We start from the raw sequence: 19,059 nt of genomic DNA, 5'->3' as shown, positions 1-19,059 counted from the left end.
GTGTCCTTTTATCCATAACCATAAAATATCACTATGAAAAAACTATTTGTCTATTTTTTAGGAACGATTACTTGTCTGGTAAGTCTGTTCCTTGGAGCTTGCTCCGATGAGGATGATACAGGAAGTCCATATCTGAAAATTTCGAAGGAAGAACTGACTTTCGGAAAGCATGAGAGTGAAGCCCTTTTGTATATTCAGTCGAATGTGGCTTACGAAGTATCTTCCGATGCTGCCGACTGGTGTTCTGTGGTTCAGCAGGTTTCTACGTCGCAAAAAACAGCCAAGTATCTGGTGCATGTTACCGAAAACCCTGATACTGAAGTCAGGACTGCTGTAATAACTATAAAAGGCGCCGAGGTAAATGGTTCGGTAAAGGTGGTGCAGACTGCCAATGATTATTTACTGGTAGCACAGCATGAATACGAACTGCCGGGTGAAGGCGGAGAGTTTTTGGTAGAAATGCAGACTACAGGCGACTGTCAGGTGGAGATTGATGCCGACTGGATTCAGCGGATTGAAACACGTGCGGTCGAAACTCGTACAGAAACTTTCGTAGCCGATCAGAACGTTACGGGGGAAGTCCGTACTGCTACCATTGTATTTACGCTGGATGACCTGACCGAGTCTGTTACAGTAACCCAGAATATTCTTTCTACTCCCGAGCCGGATAAAACTGGTATGGAACAGGATGCTCCTGATTTGATGCGTAATATCAAGATAGGATGGAACTTGGGTAACTCGCTGGAAGCTGCGGGAGGTGAAACTGCCTGGGGAAATCCTGCAACGACGCTTGCCATGATAAACAAGATTCGTGAGATGGGATTCAATGCTGTACGTATACCGTGTTCATGGGATCAGTATTTGAATGATGAAACAACTTATGAAATCAAGGCTACCTGGCTGGCACGTGTAAAAGAGGTTGTGGACTATTGTATGCAGAACGACTTGTATGCTATCTTAAACATCCACTGGGATGGAGGATGGCTTGAGAACGATATTCCCAACGGATATAATGAAGAAGTGAACAATAAGCAGAAGACATTGTGGACTCAGATTGCCACTTATTTCCGCGATTACGATGAACATTTGCTGTTTGCCGGATGCAATGAGCCGAATGTAGAGGACGAAGATGATATGGCTACCTTGCTGAAATACGAACAGACGTTTGTCGATGCAGTAAGAGCTACCGGCGGAAAGAATGTATACCGTAACCTGATTGTTCAGGGACCGTCTACCGATATCGACAAGACTATGCAGTATATGAATGCGTTGCCTGTTGACGAAACTCCCAATCGCTTAAGTGTAGAAATACATTATTACAGCTCCTGGCAGTTCTGTGGCATGGAAAAAGATGAAAGCTGGGGAAAGGCTTTCTATTTTTGGGGCGAAGAGAACAAGAAATATGCTACCGGTGCGTATGAGGGCAGATGGGATAACATCTGTGGAGAGAGCTACGTACAGGCACAGTTCCAGAAGCTGAAAGAAAGATTTACCGACAAGGGTATTCCGGTTATCATTGGAGAATTTGCTGCTGTACGCCGTACATTGCCCGACGAGCAGGCACAGGAAGGACACGATTTGTCGCGTGCTGCTTTCGATGAATGTGTGGTTCGTGAAGCAAACGCTCGTGGACTTGTCCCGTTCTATTGGGACAGAGGCGACGGGGTTCTCGACCGCAAGAACTTGCAGGTTTACGACGAATTGGAATATAATGGTCTGATGAACGGTATCAAATAAACATAAAAGATCTGTTTTTGCCCTTCACGCCCTTCACATTCTTGCATGGTTTTATGTTGGAATGTGAAGGGCATTTTTATGGAACGTCGGTCTGTGATTCAGGCCTTTGCATCTTTGAGGAAATTCTTCTTGACGTTTTTTGAAAATTTGTACAAAAAATAAAAACTTTTGTACAAATCATTCTCGCCTTTTCCTGAGCTTTTGGAAACTTTCCCGGCGGATAAGAATAGATTTTACAGGTATTCATGCTGTGAACATGCTGATTGTTATCTGTTTTGTAGCGCGTGGGAAAGAAAAAAGGAAAAAAGATTCTTGCTTGTTTAATTAAACTTCATTTTCTTTGCTTTAGAAAACGTTACATGATATGAGAAGGATATACACTTTGCTTACCTTGTTTTTTTCATTGCTTTGTCTTCATGCGCAGTCACTTATGTTCAAGCATCTGGAGGTTTCGGATGGATTATCGAACAATTCAGTCCGTTGCATTTACAAGGATAGTGAAGGACTGATGTGGTTTGGTACGATGGCCGGACTGAATTGTTACGACGGCTATACGTTCAAAGTATTTACCCGTCAGGAGAATAATCCGAATTCTCTTCCCGATAATTTTGTAGAAGATATAGTAGAGCAGCCCGACGGATTGTTCTGGATTAAAACGGCAAAAGGGTATGTGTTGTTCGATAAGGCGAAAGAAGTATTTCATTCGGATTTAAATTCTTTTATGACTTTGTTGGGAAGTAAGGGTGTTCCTGATAAAGTATTTGTCGATTCTGCCGGAAATGTTTGGATATATGTCATGGGAGAGGGCTGCTACCGGTATGATAAAGATAAAAAGACAAGTTACATGTCTTTTCAAAAATGTAATCTTCCGCTTTTAGGTGTTTCGGATGTGGCAGAATGTAAGGATGGTATCTTGGTGATATATGATACAGGTCTGCTGGCTTGTATCGATCGGAATAATCTGACTGTAAAATGGATAAAGAAAGAAGTACAGCAAGACTCTCCACAGGTACAGATTGATTTTTCTTTGTTTGTTGACAGGGAGGATTGTATTTGGATATATGGCATTGAAGGCGTTTGGGCATACGATTTGCGTACGGGAAAATGGAATAAGGGACTTGCTGCACACTGGAAGAATCGTTCCGATTTCGTTCATACCATTACACAGGATGCCAAGGGAAGAATCTGGATGGGAAAAGATTATAGCGGAATCGATATTCTGGAAAAATCCACTTGGAAGATTAAGTCTGTGGTGGCAGATAAGGAGACGGACAGAGGATTGTCGCACAATACTGTTTATACCCTTTATACCGACAGGGATGGAATCGTATGGGTTGGTACCTATAAGAAAGGTATTTCTTATTACGGTGAAAGTATTTTTAAGTTTGATATTGATTATGTAGGCGATGTGACAAGCATAGAGTCTGAGGGAGAAGACAGGGCATGGCTGGGTACGAACGATAACGGCGTGTTGCTTTGGAATTTTTCTCTCCGTCAGGTGGAGAAGCATTTTGAACTGGGTGAAGCTCCTGTTGTTACGTTGATGAAGGCTCGCGACGGAAAACTTTGGGTGGGAACTTTCAACGGTGGCTTGTATTGCATCGAAGGAAGAAACCGGGTACGCTCTTTCAAGGCGGGTGATGAAAGTCATTTAATCAGTAATAAAATATGGGCATTGCAGGAAGACCGCAAGGGAAATATATGGATTGGTTTATTGGATGCTGGTATACAGTGTTTGCATCCGTCGGATAATACATTCGAAACCATCGACTTGAAGAAGGCTGGACTGGATGACTATCATGTAGCTTCCTTGTGTCTGACCGATGAAAATGATCTGGTTATAGGTACAGCCAGTCAGGGAGTTGCTATTTTTGATTTGGAAAGTCGTAAGATAAAGACGATCTTGCGTGAGAAAGACAGTGCAGGCCTTGCACATAATGAAATCAATCAGGTTTTTAAGGATAGTCGGGGACTGATTTGGATTGCGACGCGTGGCGGACTGGATGTCTACGATGTGAAGACGAGAAAACTGAAGGGTCTTTCCGATATTATGCCGGATAACGGGGGTATTATTGCCGGTATAGTGGAAGATGCCAATGGAGATATGTGGATTACTTCTGCGCGTCAGCTTATTCACTTGAATGTAGCAAAAAAGGAAAATGGAGATTATCGGTTTGTTCCTCATGTATATAATGACAAGGATGGCTTACAGAATTGTGATTTTAATCTCCGTTCTATTCGGTTGTTGAATAATAATGCCATTCTGGTCGGCGGATTGTATGGCGTTAATGTCTTCAGTCCGGAAAATGTACATTACAATAAAATGCTTCCGAAAGTAATGTTTACAGGCTTGTCTTTATTTAATAAGGAAGTACAGGTAGGCGAGAAGATAGATGGACGTGTGGTGCTTCCTGAATCTCTTAACCGGATAGGTAAGTTGAAGTTGGAATATAAACAAAATATCTTTACCATATCTTTGGCTTCCGATAACATGTTTTTGCCCGAAAAGACTCGTTATAAGTATCAGCTTAAGGGCTTTAGCAAAGAATGGTTGTCGTTGCCGGAGGGAATACATAGCGTTACTTTTACAAACCTGGCTCCCGGAAATTATGTCTTGAGCGTGAAGGCTGTCAATAGCGACGGCTATGTAGGCAAGGAGGTCTCTCAGCTTGAAATAGAAGTTCTCCCTCCGTTCTGGATGTCGTGGTGGGCTTATGTGTTGTATGTACTGGCGGGGATCGGCGTATTGCTGCTGGCTCGCTATCAGATTCTGAAGCGTGAAAGGGAACGCTTCCGGTTGCATCAGATTGAACTGGAGGTGGCGAAGAACGAAGAGGTGAACAATATGAAGTTCCGTTTCTTTACTAATATCAGTCACGAGTTGCGTACTCCGCTGACGTTGATTATTGCGCCGCTGGAACAGATGCTGAAAGAAGCAGATAATGACGAAAACCGGAAGATGCGTCTTCAGTTGATGTATCGGAATGCACACCGGTTGCTGATGCTGGTCAACCAGTTACTCGATTTCCGCAAGGGGGAGATGAGTTCACATCATCTGTCACTTTCAGAAGGGGATATTATTCCCTATATTCAGGGTGTCTGCGATTCATTCCTGCTGATGGCGGACAAAAAACAGATACATTTCTCGTTCTTTTCGAGTGTAGATCATTTTACGATGGCTTTTGATGCCGACAAGATTGGGAAAATTGTGATGAATCTGCTTGCCAATGCGTTTAAGTTTACTCCGGAGGGCGGAAGGGTGACTGTCATGCTGGAACATCTTCAGGAGGAAAACGAACTGATTGAAATAAAGGTGGCCGATACGGGTATCGGAATCAGTGATGCGGATAAGGAACATATATTCGATCGTTTTTATCAGACGGAAAATAAAGAAGGAGGAGATAGTACAGGAGGTACGGGTATCGGACTGAGTCTGGTGCACGACTTTGTTGCCTTGCATGGGGGTAGTGTCACCGTTTTCGATAATATTGGTAAGGGATCTGTCTTTGTTGTACATATACCTGTCAAGCATGTCGACATACAATATCACCCTATTAATACGATGCCGGTACCCGGCTTGTTGTCGGAATCATCCGGACAGCCGGTGAATGAAGTAGATAGAAGTCAGTTCCCTCTCTTGCTGGTTGTAGACGATAATGCCGATTTCCGTACGTTTATGGAATCGAGTCTGGGGTTGCAGTATCGGGTAAAACTTGCTTCAAATGGAAAAGAAACCTGGGATTTCTTGCAGAATTGCGAAGAAATGCCCGATTTGGTGGTCAGTGATATCATGATGCCGGAGATGGATGGAAATGAATTGTGTAAACTGATAAAGCAAGATAAGCGTACAGCTCATATTCCAGTGATATTGCTTTCTGCAAAACAGACTACGGAATCGAAAGTAGAAGGATTGAGTATCGGTGCGGATGACTACGTGACGAAACCATTTAATATGACAATTTTGGTTTTGCGTATCCGGAAACTGATCGAATTGAGCCGTTACAATACTTCGAAAGGGACAATCGACCCTGTTCCCAGTGACATCGTCATTACTTCTTTGGATGAAAAACTGATAGAAAAGGCAGTGAAATATGTAGAGGATAATATTTCTCGTAGTGACCTGTCGGTAGAGGAACTAAGTCGGGAATTGGGTATGAGTCGTGTGCACTTATATAAGAAGATGTTACAGATAACGGGAAAGACTCCGATAGAATTTATACGTGTCATCCGCTTGAAGCGGGCGGCACAATTGTTGCGTGACAGTCAGCTCCATGTTTCTGAAATAGCATTTCAGGTGGGCTTTAATAATCCGAAGTATTTCAGCCGTTATTTTAAGGAAGAATTTGGGGTTTTGCCTTCTGCCTATCAGGAAAAGGAAATGAAATAACAAATAATACCCTAAATAGAAACATTTGATTAACCTTGATAATAAAAACTCTCCCTTTTGAAAAACATTATAAATAGTTGTTCTTTAGGGGAATGCTTAAATTTGCAATACATGATAAAAAGAAGTATTGATATTTAACTTTAAACATAGGTTATGATTATGAAAAACATTTCTTACTGTTTGTTGGCAGGTCTTATCTTCGGTTCCTGCTCCGGAAAAGTTTATGAACAAACAGATAATGGTGTAATTGTGAAAGTACAGCAGCAGGGAGAGCAGAAAACTCGCCTTGTCCGTTTTCAGGTAATGGGAGATAAACTGATTCACGTGTCTGCTACTCCCGACAGCAAGTTTGCCGATTCTAAGAGTCTGATTGTTGTACCTCAGGAAAAGCAGACACCGTTTACCGTTTCTCAACAGGGAGATACTATCACTGTTTCTACAAAAGAAGTCAAGGCTTTTGTCCTGAGTTCTACCGGTGAGGTCTGGTTTACGGATGAAAACGGTAAGATGATTCTTCAGGAAAATAAAGGTGGAGGAAAAACATTTACTCCAATCGAGGTAGAAGGTACGAAAGGTTATTCCATCCGTCAGGTATTCGAATCTCCTGACGACGAGGCTTTTTATGGATTGGGACAGCATCAGTCGGAAGAGTTCAATTATAAAGGAAAGAACGAAGAGCTTTTCCAGTATAATACAAAGGTTTCTGTTCCTTTTATCGTTTCGAATAAGAATTATGGTGTTCTGCTCGACAGTTATTCTCTGTGCCGTTTTGGTAATCCGAATGATTATTTCCAATTGGGAGAGGTCTTTAAACTTTACGATAAGGATGGCAAGGAAGGTGCGCTGACTGGTACGTATGTTCCTGATGAAAAGTCGGGAGCGGAAACGCTGGTACGCCGGGAAGATTCGCTTTATTTTGAGCACTTGAAACGAGAAGACTTGTCGAAGGTGGTAAATCTGCCGGAAAATTTCCCGTTCATGGGAGCAAAAGTGACTTATGAGGGTATGATTGAACCTTCTCAGACGGGTGAGTTTAAGTTTATCTTGTATTATGCGGGATATACTAAGGTATATATAAATAATGAGTTGGTCGTGCCAGAGCGTTGGCGTACGGCATGGAATCCGAACAGCTATAAGTTTGCGGTTAATCTGGAAGCTGGGAAAAAGGTGCCTATTAAAGTAGAATGGGAACCCGATGGAGCTGTTTCCTATTCAGGATTGCGCGTATTGAGTCCGGTAGACCCGAAAGAACAAGGCAAGCAGTCGTGGTGGAGCGAAATGACCAAACAGCTTGATTATTATTTTATCGCGGGCGATGATATGGATGATGTAATCAGCGGTTATCGTACATTGACCGGAAAAGCGCCTATCATGCCTAAGTGGGCTATGGGATTCTGGCAGAGTCGTGAAAAATATAACAATTCGGATGAAATGTTGGGTGCCCTGAAAGGTTTCCGCGACCGGAATATTCCTATTGATAATATCGTACTCGACTGGTTGCATTGGACGGAAAATGCGTGGGGAAGTCATGAATTCGACAAGAAACGTTTCCCAAATCCGAAGGCAATGGTCGACTCCATTCATGCAATGCATGGTCGGATGATGGTTTCTGTATGGCCGAAGTTCTATGTTACCACGGAGCATTATAAGGAATTTGATAAGAACGGATGGATTTATCAGCAGTCTGTCAAGGATAGTCTGAAGGACTGGGTAGGTCCGGGTTACCATTATGGTTTCTATGATGCTTACGATGCTGATGCACGCAAGCTGTTCTGGAAGCAGATGTATGATCATTATTATCCGCTGGGAATTGATGCTTGGTGGATGGATGCCAGCGAACCAAACATCCGCGATTGTACCGACATGCAGTATCGCAAGGACTTGTGTGGACCTACGGCTTTGGGACCTTCAACCGAATATTTCAATGCTTATGCACTGATGAATGCGGAAGCTATTTATGATGGTCAGCGTGGAGTGGATAACAATAAGCGTGTGTTCTTGTTGACTCGTTCCGGATTTGCCGGATTGCAGCGCTATTCTACAGCTACATGGAGCGGTGACATTGCTACCCGCTGGGAGGATATGAAAGCTCAGATTACGGCTGGTCTGAATTATGCGATAAGTGGTATTCCTTACTGGACCATGGATATTGGTGGGTTCTGTGTCGAGAATCGTTATGTAGCCGGACAACAGCAGTGGAATGCGACGAAAACGGAAAATGCGGATTATAAGGAATGGCGTGAACTGAATGCGCGCTGGTATCAGTTTGGTGCATTCTGTCCGTTGTACCGTGCGCACGGACAGTATCCGTTCCGTGAGATATGGGAAATTGCTCCCGAAGGTCATCCGGCTTACAACTCGGTTGTTTATTATTCCAAACTCCGTTATCGTCTGATGCCGTATATCTATTCTTTGGCAGGTATGACGTGGTTTAATGATTATACGATTATGCGTCCGCTGGTAATGGACTTTACGGATGATACAAACGTAAACAATATAGGCGACCAGTTTATGTTCGGTCCGTCGTTTATGGTTTCTCCGGTTTATCATTACGGCGACAGAAGTCGTGAGGTTTATTTCCCGAAATCAGCAGGATGGTACGATTTCTATACGGGTAAATTCCAGGCTGGTGGCGAAAAGAAAGCAGTAGATGCTCCTTACGAACGTATTCCGTTGTTCGTTCGCGCTGGCTCAATTGTTCCTTTCGGACCGGAGATTCAGTATACGGATGAAAAGAAAGCCGATTATATTAAGTTGTATGTTTATCAGGGTGCCGATGCGGCATTTACCTTGTATGAGGATGAAGGTGTGAACTATAACTACGAGCAGGGTAAGTATACCATGATTCCGATGGCTTACAATGAGGCAAAGAAGCAGTTGGTTATCGGAGATCGGAAGGGAGAGTTCGACGGTATGCTAAAAGAGCGTACGTTCGAAATCATTCAGGTGAACGCTGACAGCCCGAAACCTTTTGATATGAATGCCAAAGGTATTGTCGTGAAATATAACGGAACATCACAAACTATTCAATTGTAAAAGATGAATCGTAAGTTAACTCAAATTGTTATTATGGGGATATGCTGCATGCTTTTTCTGGGGGCATGCAGCTCTCTTTCTCCGGAGTGTAGGGAAAAGTTGAGCTTTAATGAAGGATGGCTTTTTTCTTTAACAGATGATTCACGGGCTGCACGACCGGAGTTTGTAGATTCTGCCTGGAGAAAGCTGAACTTGCCGCACGACTGGGCTATCGAAGGTGACTTCAGTCAGGATAATCCTTCGGGTACAGGTGGAGGAGCTTTACCGGGAGGTGTCGGATGGTATAGGAAAACTTTCGTAGCAGAGAACAAGGATAAAGGAAAACATTTCCGTATCGAGTTCGATGGAGTGTATATGAATTCGGAAGTTTTTATTAATGGAACTTCTTTAGGAAAACGTCCCTACGGATATATTTCGTTTAGTTATGATCTGACTCCCTATCTGAAATGGGGAGAAAAGAATGTTATAGCTGTACGTGTAGACAATGCGGAACAACCCAATTCTCGCTGGTACTCTGGCTGCGGCATCTATCGTAATGTGTGGTTGCTGAAGACAGGAGATGTACGTGTGGCAGAATGGGGCACATATGTTACGACAGAGAATGTCGACGGGCAGGGTGCTTCCTTGAATCTGGTTACGACGTTGGAAAATGCAGGTAAGGAGAATGCTGATGTAACTGTACGTTCTGTTTTGAAAGATGCTGAAGGAAAAGAAGTTGCTCAGGTAGAATCTCCGGCGAATGTTGTTGCTGAAGAATCGGCAGAGATTGCTCAAAAATTGAAAGTTACTTCTCCTCAGTTATGGGATGTGGAGCATCCTTATCTCTATTCTCTGGTGACTGAGGTGGTGAAAGGCGGACAGTGTGTGGATCGTTATGTAACGCCTGTGGGTATCCGTACGTTCTCTTTCGATGCTGCAAAAGGATTTGTCTTGAACGGCAAGCCGACAAAAATAAACGGCGTTTGCATGCATCACGACTTAGGATGCTTGGGAGCAGCCGTTAACGTACGTGCCATGGAACGACAGTTGCAGATGTTGAAGGAGATGGGATGTAACGGCATTCGTTGTTCTCATAATCCTCCGGCTCCCGAATGGCTCGACTTGTGCGACCGTATGGGCTTTATTGTGATGGATGAGGCTTTTGATATGTGGTGCAAAAAGAAGACGGCCTACGATTATTCGCTGTATTTCAATGAGTGGCATGAACGGGATTTGCACGATTTTATTCTTCGTGACCGTAATCATCCGTCTGTATTCATGTGGAGTATCGGCAATGAGGTTTTGGAACAATGGAGCGATGCACAGGCTGATACACTTTCGTTGGAAGAGGCGAATCTGATTTTGAACTTCGGACATTCGGCCGATATGCTGGCGAAAGAAGGAGAGGTGAGTGTAAATTCCTTGCTGACTAAAAAATTGGCTGATTTTGTAAAGGCGCTGGACCCTACTCGTCCGGTCACGGCTGGGTGCAACGAACCGAATCCGGCGAATCATTTATTCCGTTCCGGAGCTTTGGATATTATCGGTTATAACTATCACAATGTCAATATTCCTGACGTTCCCCGTAACTTTCCCGGCAAGCCGTTTATCATAACGGAAAGCAATTCGGCCTTGATGACGCGTGGATATTACCGGATGCCGAGTGACGAAATGTTTATCTGGCCGGAACGCTGGGACAAACCTTTCTACGATGCTACGTTTGCCTGCTCTTCGTACGACAACTGTCATGCTCCGTGGGGAAACACACACGAAGAGAATTTGTTGCTGACAAAGAAGAATGATTTTATCAGCGGGCAGTATGTATGGACTGGATTCGATTATATCGGTGAGCCTACTCCTTATGGATGGCCTGCCCGAAGCTCTTATTTTGGAATTATTGACTTGGCAGGTTTCCCGAAGGATGTCTATTATTTATACCAGTCGGAATGGAGTAACAAGCAGGTCTTGCATCTTTTCCCGCATTGGAACTGGACGGCTGGTCAGGATGTAGATATGTGGTGCTATTACAATCAGGCAGACGAGGTAGAACTGTTTGTGAACGGGAAGTCACAAGGTGTAAAGACTAAAGATGAAAACCACCTGCATGTTGTCTGGCGTGTGAAGTATGAACCGGGTAGTGTGAAGGTTGTAGCACGGAAAGACGGAAAGATAGTAGGTGAAAAAGAGATTCGGACTGCCGGAGAACCGAAAAAGATTCGTCTGACCCCCGATCGGAATACGTTGAATGCGGATGGAAAGGACTTGAGTTTTGTAACGGTAGAAATAGTGGATGCGGAGGGTAATTTGTGTCCTCTTGCTGATAATCTGGTACATTTTGAAGTTGAAGGTAATCTCTTTATAGCAGGTGTTGACAATGGTAGTCAGACTTCGATGGAACGTTTCAAGGATAATAAACGCAAAGCTTTCAATGGTAAGTGTCTGGTTGTTCTGCAAAATGACGGAAAGACCGGAGCTGCTCGCTTGAAGGCTGTGGCCGAAGGTCTGGAAGATGCCGTTGTAGAGATTGTTTCAGAATGACACTGATTGGATTTTGTTTGAACTAAGATATAGATATTATGAAAAAGACCTTTTTGATTATAGGACTGCTAACGGCTGCATTGGCTCCTGTAAAAGCTCAGAATGCAGCAGAAATTCCAGTTTATCTGGACGACAAGCAACCGCTGGAACTGAGAGTTCAGGATGCCTTGAAGCGTATGACTCTGGAGGAAAAGACCAGATTGAGTTATGCTCAAGGTAAGTTTAGTTCGCCGGGCTGTCCTCGTTTGGGAATTCCCGAACTATGGATGAGTGATGGTCCTCATGGAGTTCGTGCTGAAATCAACTGGAACGACTGGGGATATGCCGGATGGACAAGTGACAGTTGTACGGCTTTTCCTGCGTTGACTTGTCTGGCTGCGAGCTGGAATCCGTCTTTGGCTGCTCAGTATGGAAAGGCTATCGGCGAAGAAGCCCGTTACCGTAAGAAAGATGTGCTGTTGGGACCGGGTGTGAACATTTATCGTACACCTCTTAACGGCCGTAACTTTGAATATATGGGAGAGGATCCTTATCTGGCTTCCGAAATGTGTGTACCTTACATTCAGGGAGTACAGAAAAACGGAGTTGCTGCCTGCGTGAAACATTATGCCTTGAATAATCAGGAACTCTGGCGCGGACATATTGACGTACAGGTTAGCGACCGTGCGCTGTACGAGATTTATCTGCCGGCATTTAAGGCGGCTGTGCAGCGTGGCGGCGTCTGGAGTATCATGGGAGCATATAATAAGGTACGTGGCATGCATGCCGCTCATCATAAGCTCCTGAACAATGAGATTCTGAAAGGTGAATGGGGTTTCGACGGATGCGTGATAACCGACTGGGGAGCTGCGCACGATACGTACGAAGCCGCTATGTATGGACTGGATATCGAAATGGGTTCGTATACCAACGGTCTGACTTCGGAGTCTGAATTTGGTTACGATGACTATTATCTGGGAAAGAATTACCTGAAGATGATAAAGGAAGGAAAAATTCCAATGGACGTGGTAAACGATAAGGCAGCCCGCGTATTGCGATTGATTTTCCGTACTTCGATGAACCGCCAGAAACCTTTTGGCTCCATGACCAATGAAGCTCACGAGCAGGCTGCCTATCGGGTGGCAACGGAAGGTATTGTGCTTTTGAAAAACGAGGCGCAGAAAAAGAAAATGCCTTTATTGCCTCTTTCTCCCGATAGCTATAAAAAAGTACTGGTAGTGGGAGATAATGCAACACGCAACCTGATGCAGGGGGGAGGTTCATCCGAACTGAAGGTTAAGAAAGTTATCTCTCCGCTGGACGGACTGAAGAAATATTTTGGCGACCGCATTGTGTATGCACAAGGGTATGCAGCCGGTCGTCCGATGTACGGACGCGAGGAAAAGATTCCTCAGGCTACGATGGACTCTTTGCGGAATGATGCTGTAGCAAAGGCAGCGCAGGCGGATTTGGTTATCTTTATCGGCGGACTGAATAAAAATCATTTTCAGGATTGTGAAGGAGGTGACCGTCTGACTTTCGGACTGCCTTTCGGTCAGAACGAACTGATTGAGGAATTGCTGAAAGCCAATAAAAATCTGGTAGCCGTCATCGTAAGTGGTAATGCTGTCGAAATGCCGTGGGTAAAAGAAGTACCTTCCATTGTGCAGTCGTGGTATCTGGGTTCGATAGGTGGCGATGCACTGGCCGATGTCTTGACCGGCAAGGTAAACCCCAGCGGAAAGCTTCCTTTCTCATATCCGGCAAAATTGAAAGATTGTCCGGCACATTTCTATGGCGAAATGAGCTATCCGGGCGACAGCATCAAGCAGGAATACAAAGAAGATATTCTGGTTGGTTATCGTTGGTATGATACCAAGAAGATTAAACCGCTCTTCCCCTTTGGTTATGGACTGAGTTACACTACTTACAAGTACAGCAAACCAGTTTTGTCGGCTAAGCAGATGAAGGCCGGAGAAACCCTGTCGGTATCGGTGAAGGTCAAGAATACCGGAACTGTGGCTGGAAAGGAAACCGTTCAATTGTATATTGGTGATGAAAAATGTTCTTTGCTTCGTCCGCAGAAAGAACTGAAGGGATTCCAGAAAGTAGCTCTTCAACCGGGTGAAGAAAAAGAAGTGACCTTTACCATCAAACCGGAAGATTTGCAATTCTTCGACGACAGCAAACACGAATGGATTGCAGAGCCGGGTAAGTTTAAGGCTTATATTTCGTCATCTTCTGCCGATATACACAATACTGTAGAGTTCGAATATTTATAATTTGTTATGCGTTATACTGTTTAAGAGTGTTTTCTTCACTCTTGTAATTATTGTATCTGCCGGATGTTTCATGCTTTTTGCCAGAAATGTCCGGCAGTATTTTTTTTCTGATGCCAAAAAAGTCCCGGCAAGCATGCTGAAGGTTTGGGTGTTACAAAATAATAGAATATGGATTACATGCTGCCGGGACATTATTGTCTGGTAAATCAGACTATATGAAACAATAAGCTTGCTATTTTAATTGATAGCTGTTTCTTACCGATGTGATAGCCGGATTTTGTGGAGCCGTCGGCTTACGTGTACAATAATTAAATTCGGCCGATTTCTCTCCACTGAATGATTTCCATTTCAGGGTGAGTTTGACTGTCTTTCCTTCCGTATCGGGCAGGCCATCCAGTTTGAAAGCAACCAGTGCATCACCATATTCTCCCGACGTATCACCATATGCATTGTGTCTGAATTCAACTTCGTATGGATTTTCAGGATTGATTCCGGCAAGCAGATTGACGTAATGTGCTTGCGAACTGTTGCCCCATATTGTACGGAAGCGTAGTGTCAGGTATCCGTCTTCGGCAATGGTTACCCAGTCTTTTACGATTTCTACCGGGTCTGTACCGTATGTCTGGTCATTTCCTTCACCCAGATTCGGAGCAATCGGTTTGGTAAGTATGCTGTCTATCCAGTTTATTCGTACGGCTTTGGTATATGCCCCACTTGCTTCGTTTACTTCTTCTATATTGGCTATCGCACGTACTTCCTTTTCTCCGAAGGGAGATGTGGTATAGTTTACTGGCAGTAGGGTTGTACTGTCATCCAGTTGCAGGAAGAACGTATTGTCTGTGTCGGTCTTTGCGGTAACTAACGCATTCGGAGTATTGAGGTAATAATAGTTGTTATCATCATCGTCCAGGCAGGATTGTAGTCCAGCCATGCTGGCGATTGCCGCAGCTATAACAACTCCTTTGCGGAAAGAAAAAAGTGTTTTCATGATTGTTCTGTTTAAATTAATTGTTGAAGTTTCCTTTTTTACTCTTTAAATGTGTGATAGATATGAATCCTGCATTGTCAATAGTTAATTTATTCAAATCTCTGTTTGCTCTTTATTTTCTGAATTTTCTTTTCTCTTGCAGATTTCATTGATTCTTGATAACTTGCATTTTATCATTTTTATAAAATCCAATGTTATGAAGAATCTTACTTTATTAAATGTGCTTGTGTTGGGTAGTGCAGTCTTGTGTCCGGCTTGCAGCGATGGGAATATAATAGAAGGTGCATGGGTAGAACCCGTACCAGGCATGAAAGGGATGCAGCAAGGCTTTATGCTTGAACCTGACGGCAAGGCGTCTTCCATCAATATGGCTACACTTCAGTATGAATCGTGGAAAAAGGAAAACGGAATGCTGATTCTTTCCGGAAAAAGTATCGGTAACGGGCAGACGATAGCTTTTGACGATACGTTGTTGATTAAGGATTTGTCGGAGCAGACTTTGCTTCTCGAAAAGAATGGAGTTGCCTATGCTTATACAAGAGTTACGGAAGGAAAGGCTGGAAAAATACAGAGAAAAGAATTAGACGAGCAGCCGAAATTGGTAGAAGGACGGCTTATCATCGGACACGAAGTTTATTCTTTTGTTGCCGATGGCGATACGGCTGATTATTGGGTGATAGACAAGACCGGAGAACTTTACAAGCAATACGATGAGCTGACTAAAGGACAGAAGAATGGCACGCCGGTACATGCTGTACTGGAAGTGTTGGATATGGGAAAAACCGATGAAGGATTTGCTGCCGAATACGACGGAGTATATCATGTAATGAAGATAGACACATTGTCGGCCGAGTAGTATATTATAGGGGAATAGTTCTTAAGCGGAACTTGCCAGCCCTAAGGCGGCAATAGTTAATAGACGAACGTGTGCTTTCATGTTTTTAATGTCGATTTTAATCATTAATGTTATGTCAAAATTAATAAATTAAAATTTGACAGATTGACAGCTATGTTGCAAAAGTTATTCCATTGCTAACATTTTTAGTCTGTCTGATAGCTTGAAAAGCTGGTAATGTACGGTTCGTGCAAGAAAATGTAACGTGAGGAATATTGCAGCTTTTTTATTGTCGGCCAGCGAATTTTATAGATATTTATACATGCAGATTATTTTGTTTTCGGGAAATGTCCTACTTTTGGGGTACCGTTTTCTGGTATTTATGAATTGTAAAATTCAACAAGCGAGTTATATGAAACAAATTAAGTGTATTGGTATCCTGACATCAGGAGGTGATGCATCAGGAATGAATGCAGCAATTCGTGCTGTGACGCGTAGTGCTATTTGCAACGGTTATACGGTAAAAGGTATCTACCGAGGGTATGAAGGTTTGATTCGGAATGAGATTAAGGATCTCACGACACAGGATGTCAGCAGTATTATTCAGCGTGGAGGTACAATCCTGAAGACTGCACGTTCGAAAGATTTTATGACTCCCGAAGGACGTAAGGTGGCATACGATAATATGGTAGCCGCAGGTATTGATGCTTTGGTTATTATTGGTGGAAATGGTTCGTTGAGTGGAGCCAGAATCTTTGCCAATGAGTTTGATGTGCCATGTATCGGTTTGCCGGGAACCATCGACAATGATTTATATGGAACCGATTCTACTATCGGATATGATACAGCACTAAATACAATTGTAGAATGTGTGGATAAGATTCGTGATACGGCTACTTCGCACGACCGTATTTTCTTTGTGGAAGTTATGGGACGTGATGCCGGTTTCCTGGCACAGAACAGTGCGATTGCTTCGGGAGCAGAAGCTGCCATTATCCCTGAAGACCAGACAGACGTTGACCAGCTTGAGAAGTTTATCGGACGTGGTTTCCGTAAGTCGAAGAACAGTAGTATCGTAATTGTATCGGAAGCTCCGAAAAATGGCGGTGCTATGTATTATGCCGAACGTGTGAAAAATGAATATCCGCAATACGATGTGCGTGTAACCATTTTAGGACATTTGCAGCGAGGTGGTTCTCCAAGTGCTTACGACCGTATTCTGGCAAGCCGTCTGGGCGTGGGAGCTATCGAAGCATTGAAGGAAGACCAGCGTAACGTAATGATTGGTATCCGCAATGACAAGATTGTATATGTTCCGTTCACGGAAGCTATCAAGAAAGACAAGCCGCTGGATAAGTCGTTGATAAAAGTGCTCGATGAGCTTTCTATCTGATAAAGTTTTTTAATGCGCCACAGGTTATGCAGGTTCCGCTTGGGTGGAAACGTACAAGACCTGTGGCGTTTTTTTTATGCAGTCAGAAATTTCAGGATGTCTTCCGTACGATCGGCAATGAAATCGGGATGATAAGCCTCCAGCTCCGTGCGCGGACGGAACCCCCAGCTTACACCTATAGTTGTTACCCCGGCATTTATTCCGGTCTGCATGTCGACACTCGAATCTCCCAGATAGACTACTGCTTCTTTGTTAACTCCTGTTTTTTCAATAATCTCGAAAACAACGCTCGGGTCGGGCTTGGCAGGTACTCCTTCTCGCTGCCCGAATATCTGTACAAACTTTATTTCCGGAAAGTATTGCTTGATCAGTTTATAAGTAGCCTCCTGATACTTGTTGGAAGCAACGGCCAGCATCATGCCTCTTTGCTGTAGCGTATCCAGTACATTGACAATACCCGGATAGGGACGGCTGAGGTCGGCATTGTGTACATTATAATAAGGAACAAACAGCGAACGTATTTTCTGAATATTGGCTTCATTGCGTTCACTTTCCGGCAGGGCGCGCTCAAAGAGCTTGTTGATGCCGTTTCCTACAAAGTAGCGGTATGCATCTGTATCATGCGTAGGGTATCCACATTCGCGCAATGCATAGTTGGTAGCTCCTGCAAGGTCGGCTATCGTATTGAGCAACGTTCCGTCGAGGTCGAAAATTGCTAGTTTTTTCATCTTTTCATTTCTTGTTTTTGGTCGTGCAAAGATATAATAAATGAATGAATAATATCCTTTCGAAGCGAAAAAGCGCTTGTTTGTCGGTTGTTGGCGACTGCCCGTTTCATTTCCGGGCAGAGATGAATGAAAACGTCGGCGGAAACTGGAAAAAACGTCGGCACGTTTTTTTTAAATTTGTACAAAAGATTTTAGAATTTGTACAAATTTTCCAGAAGACTTGCAGAGCTTCTGTCCGGAAGGAGAAGAAACTTTTTCGGCATGAGGGCATTTTATTTGTATGACTTGGAGAAAAATATTAATTTAGAGGCTGTACATACTGTCTGAACGAATGGACCGACAGGTCTGATGGATATACAGTATGTACCAGTCTTGAGTTAATCCTGATAAACAGTTGCTATGAAGAACAAGATACGATTTGCTCTTGGGTGGACCTGTCTGGTTGTGTTGGTATTATTGCCGGTCTGTACAGTCTGTGCTCAGTCGGATGATTTTACTACATGGACCGGAGTGAAGGTTCATCACCGGCTGGCAACCCGCTGGAATGTGTCTGCCATGGCAGAGTTCCGTTCGAAAAATCATGTGAAGGAGGCCGACCGTGTCAGCTTTAACTTGGGGGCTTCCTATGATATCTGTTCCTTTCTGAAATTTTCGGGAGCATACGAGCTTCACTATCGGAACAGGGGAGATGAAGGCTGGAAATTTCGGCATCGTTATTTGCTGGGACCGCAGGCAAGCGTAAAATGCCGGAACTTTAAGTTTTCCCTGCGTGAATATTTTCAACAGACAATTTCTGAAGGAGAAACGGAAAGCCGGCTTCGTTCGCGTATCAAGGCTGATTATGCTCCCGGTGTCTGGAGGGTACAGCCTTATTTCTCGGTGGAGCTTTATCAACCGATAGGAGGAAAGGCTTTTTTCAGTGTGGCACGGATGCGTTACCGTCCGGGGATAAACATCCGAATTTCGAAGAGGTGTTCGTGTGATGTCTTTTACTGTCGCCAGTATGAGCCGGAACGCTCTGTCAATATTGCGGGACTGGAATTTTCTGTCGGCTTTTGATTGCCTTGCTGGGATAAAACATGTTTCGGTGAAGTGAAGTCACGATAAGATAAAAAGAAGGCGGATGTCTTTTTATGAAAGAACTTTCGTACTTTTGCAATGGTAATACTTAAATTTT

General features: G+C 43.7%; 10 protein-coding genes. 8 read left to right on the top strand and 2 right to left on the bottom strand.

Going from position 1 to position 19,059, the window contains the following annotated elements; all coding sequences use genetic code 11:
* Positions 1-33 precede the first annotated feature (33 nt).
* The 5 genes from WKT12_RS03500 to WKT12_RS03480 all read left to right on the top strand — a co-directional run bounded on the left by WKT12_RS03500 (position 34) and on the right by WKT12_RS03480 (position 13,938).
* Positions 34-1,737, top strand: coding sequence for a cellulase family glycosylhydrolase (locus WKT12_RS03500; RefSeq protein ID WP_340318785.1), 1,704 nt, complete (start codon positions 34-36; stop codon positions 1,735-1,737).
* Positions 1,738-2,101: 364 nt separating this feature from the next.
* Positions 2,102-6,124, top strand: coding sequence for a hybrid sensor histidine kinase/response regulator transcription factor (locus tag WKT12_RS03495; RefSeq protein ID WP_340318784.1), 4,023 nt, complete (start codon positions 2,102-2,104; stop codon positions 6,122-6,124).
* A gap of 153 nt (positions 6,125-6,277) precedes the next feature.
* Positions 6,278-9,160, top strand: coding sequence for a TIM-barrel domain-containing protein (locus tag WKT12_RS03490; protein WP_340318783.1), 2,883 nt, complete (start codon positions 6,278-6,280; stop codon positions 9,158-9,160).
* Positions 9,161-9,163: 3 nt separating this feature from the next.
* Positions 9,164-11,677, top strand: coding sequence for a glycoside hydrolase family 2 TIM barrel-domain containing protein (locus WKT12_RS03485; protein ID WP_340318782.1), 2,514 nt, complete (start codon positions 9,164-9,166; stop codon positions 11,675-11,677).
* A gap of 38 nt (positions 11,678-11,715) precedes the next feature.
* The gene (locus WKT12_RS03480; protein WP_340318781.1) at positions 11,716-13,938 is read left to right on the top strand and encodes a glycoside hydrolase family 3 C-terminal domain-containing protein; all 2,223 of its coding nucleotides are present in this window, start codon (positions 11,716-11,718) and stop codon (positions 13,936-13,938) included.
* A gap of 232 nt (positions 13,939-14,170) precedes the next feature.
* Here the strand turns inward: WKT12_RS03480 and WKT12_RS03475 are convergent, their stop codons facing one another.
* Positions 14,171-14,926, bottom strand: a complete 756-nt coding sequence (locus tag WKT12_RS03475) for a NigD1/NigD2 family lipoprotein (RefSeq protein ID WP_021971740.1) — start codon at positions 14,924-14,926, stop codon at positions 14,171-14,173.
* A 196-nt stretch (positions 14,927-15,122) separates the two neighbouring features.
* On the opposite strand from WKT12_RS03475, the gene WKT12_RS03470 reads away from it, so the two are divergent.
* Both WKT12_RS03470 and pfkA read left to right on the top strand, forming a co-directional pair.
* Entirely contained in the window at positions 15,123-15,782 is a 660-nt protein-coding gene (locus WKT12_RS03470) for a lipocalin-like domain-containing protein (RefSeq protein ID WP_021971741.1), read from the top strand.
* 391 nt (positions 15,783-16,173) lie between these two features.
* Positions 16,174-17,154 carry a 6-phosphofructokinase gene (pfkA, locus tag WKT12_RS03465; RefSeq protein WP_340318780.1) on the top strand — a complete coding sequence of 327 codons (981 nt, stop codon included), beginning with the start codon at positions 16,174-16,176 and terminating at the stop codon, positions 17,152-17,154.
* Between the two features lie 74 nt (positions 17,155-17,228).
* Here pfkA and WKT12_RS03460 read toward each other — a convergent pair whose 3' ends face one another.
* Positions 17,229-17,882, bottom strand: coding sequence for an HAD family hydrolase (locus WKT12_RS03460; protein ID WP_021971743.1), 654 nt, complete (start codon positions 17,880-17,882; stop codon positions 17,229-17,231).
* A gap of 399 nt (positions 17,883-18,281) precedes the next feature.
* Here WKT12_RS03460 and WKT12_RS03455 point away from each other — a divergent pair, with 399 nt between their 5' ends.
* Entirely contained in the window at positions 18,282-18,941 is a 660-nt protein-coding gene (locus WKT12_RS03455; protein ID WP_340318779.1) for a DUF2490 domain-containing protein, read from the top strand.
* The last annotated feature ends 118 nt before the right edge of the window (positions 18,942-19,059 follow it).

It is taken from the genome of Phocaeicola sp. HCN-6420, assembly GCF_037890145.1.
Classification (GTDB): domain Bacteria; phylum Bacteroidota; class Bacteroidia; order Bacteroidales; family Bacteroidaceae; genus Phocaeicola.
The sequence above is the reverse complement of the archived record's forward strand: the minus strand, read 5'-3'. Positions and strand labels throughout refer to the sequence as shown.

What these genes read in the sequence shown, in the direction of transcription:
- WKT12_RS03500 (WP_340318785.1), top strand. Translation starts at nt 34, where the DNA reads ATGAAAAAACTATTTGTCTATTTTTTAGGAACGATTACTTGTCTGGTA.
- WKT12_RS03495 (WP_340318784.1), top strand. Translation starts at nt 2,102, where the DNA reads ATGAGAAGGATATACACTTTGCTTACCTTGTTTTTTTCATTGCTTTGT.
- WKT12_RS03490 (WP_340318783.1), top strand. Translation starts at nt 6,278, where the DNA reads ATGATTATGAAAAACATTTCTTACTGTTTGTTGGCAGGTCTTATCTTC.
- WKT12_RS03485 (WP_340318782.1), top strand. Translation starts at nt 9,164, where the DNA reads ATGAATCGTAAGTTAACTCAAATTGTTATTATGGGGATATGCTGCATG.
- WKT12_RS03480 (WP_340318781.1), top strand. Translation starts at nt 11,716, where the DNA reads ATGAAAAAGACCTTTTTGATTATAGGACTGCTAACGGCTGCATTGGCT.
- WKT12_RS03475 (WP_021971740.1), bottom strand. Translation starts at nt 14,926, where the DNA reads ATGAAAACACTTTTTTCTTTCCGCAAAGGAGTTGTTATAGCTGCGGCA.
- WKT12_RS03470 (WP_021971741.1), top strand. Translation starts at nt 15,123, where the DNA reads ATGAAGAATCTTACTTTATTAAATGTGCTTGTGTTGGGTAGTGCAGTC.
- pfkA (WP_340318780.1), top strand. Translation starts at nt 16,174, where the DNA reads ATGAAACAAATTAAGTGTATTGGTATCCTGACATCAGGAGGTGATGCA.
- WKT12_RS03460 (WP_021971743.1), bottom strand. Translation starts at nt 17,882, where the DNA reads ATGAAAAAACTAGCAATTTTCGACCTCGACGGAACGTTGCTCAATACG.
- WKT12_RS03455 (WP_340318779.1), top strand. Translation starts at nt 18,282, where the DNA reads ATGAAGAACAAGATACGATTTGCTCTTGGGTGGACCTGTCTGGTTGTG.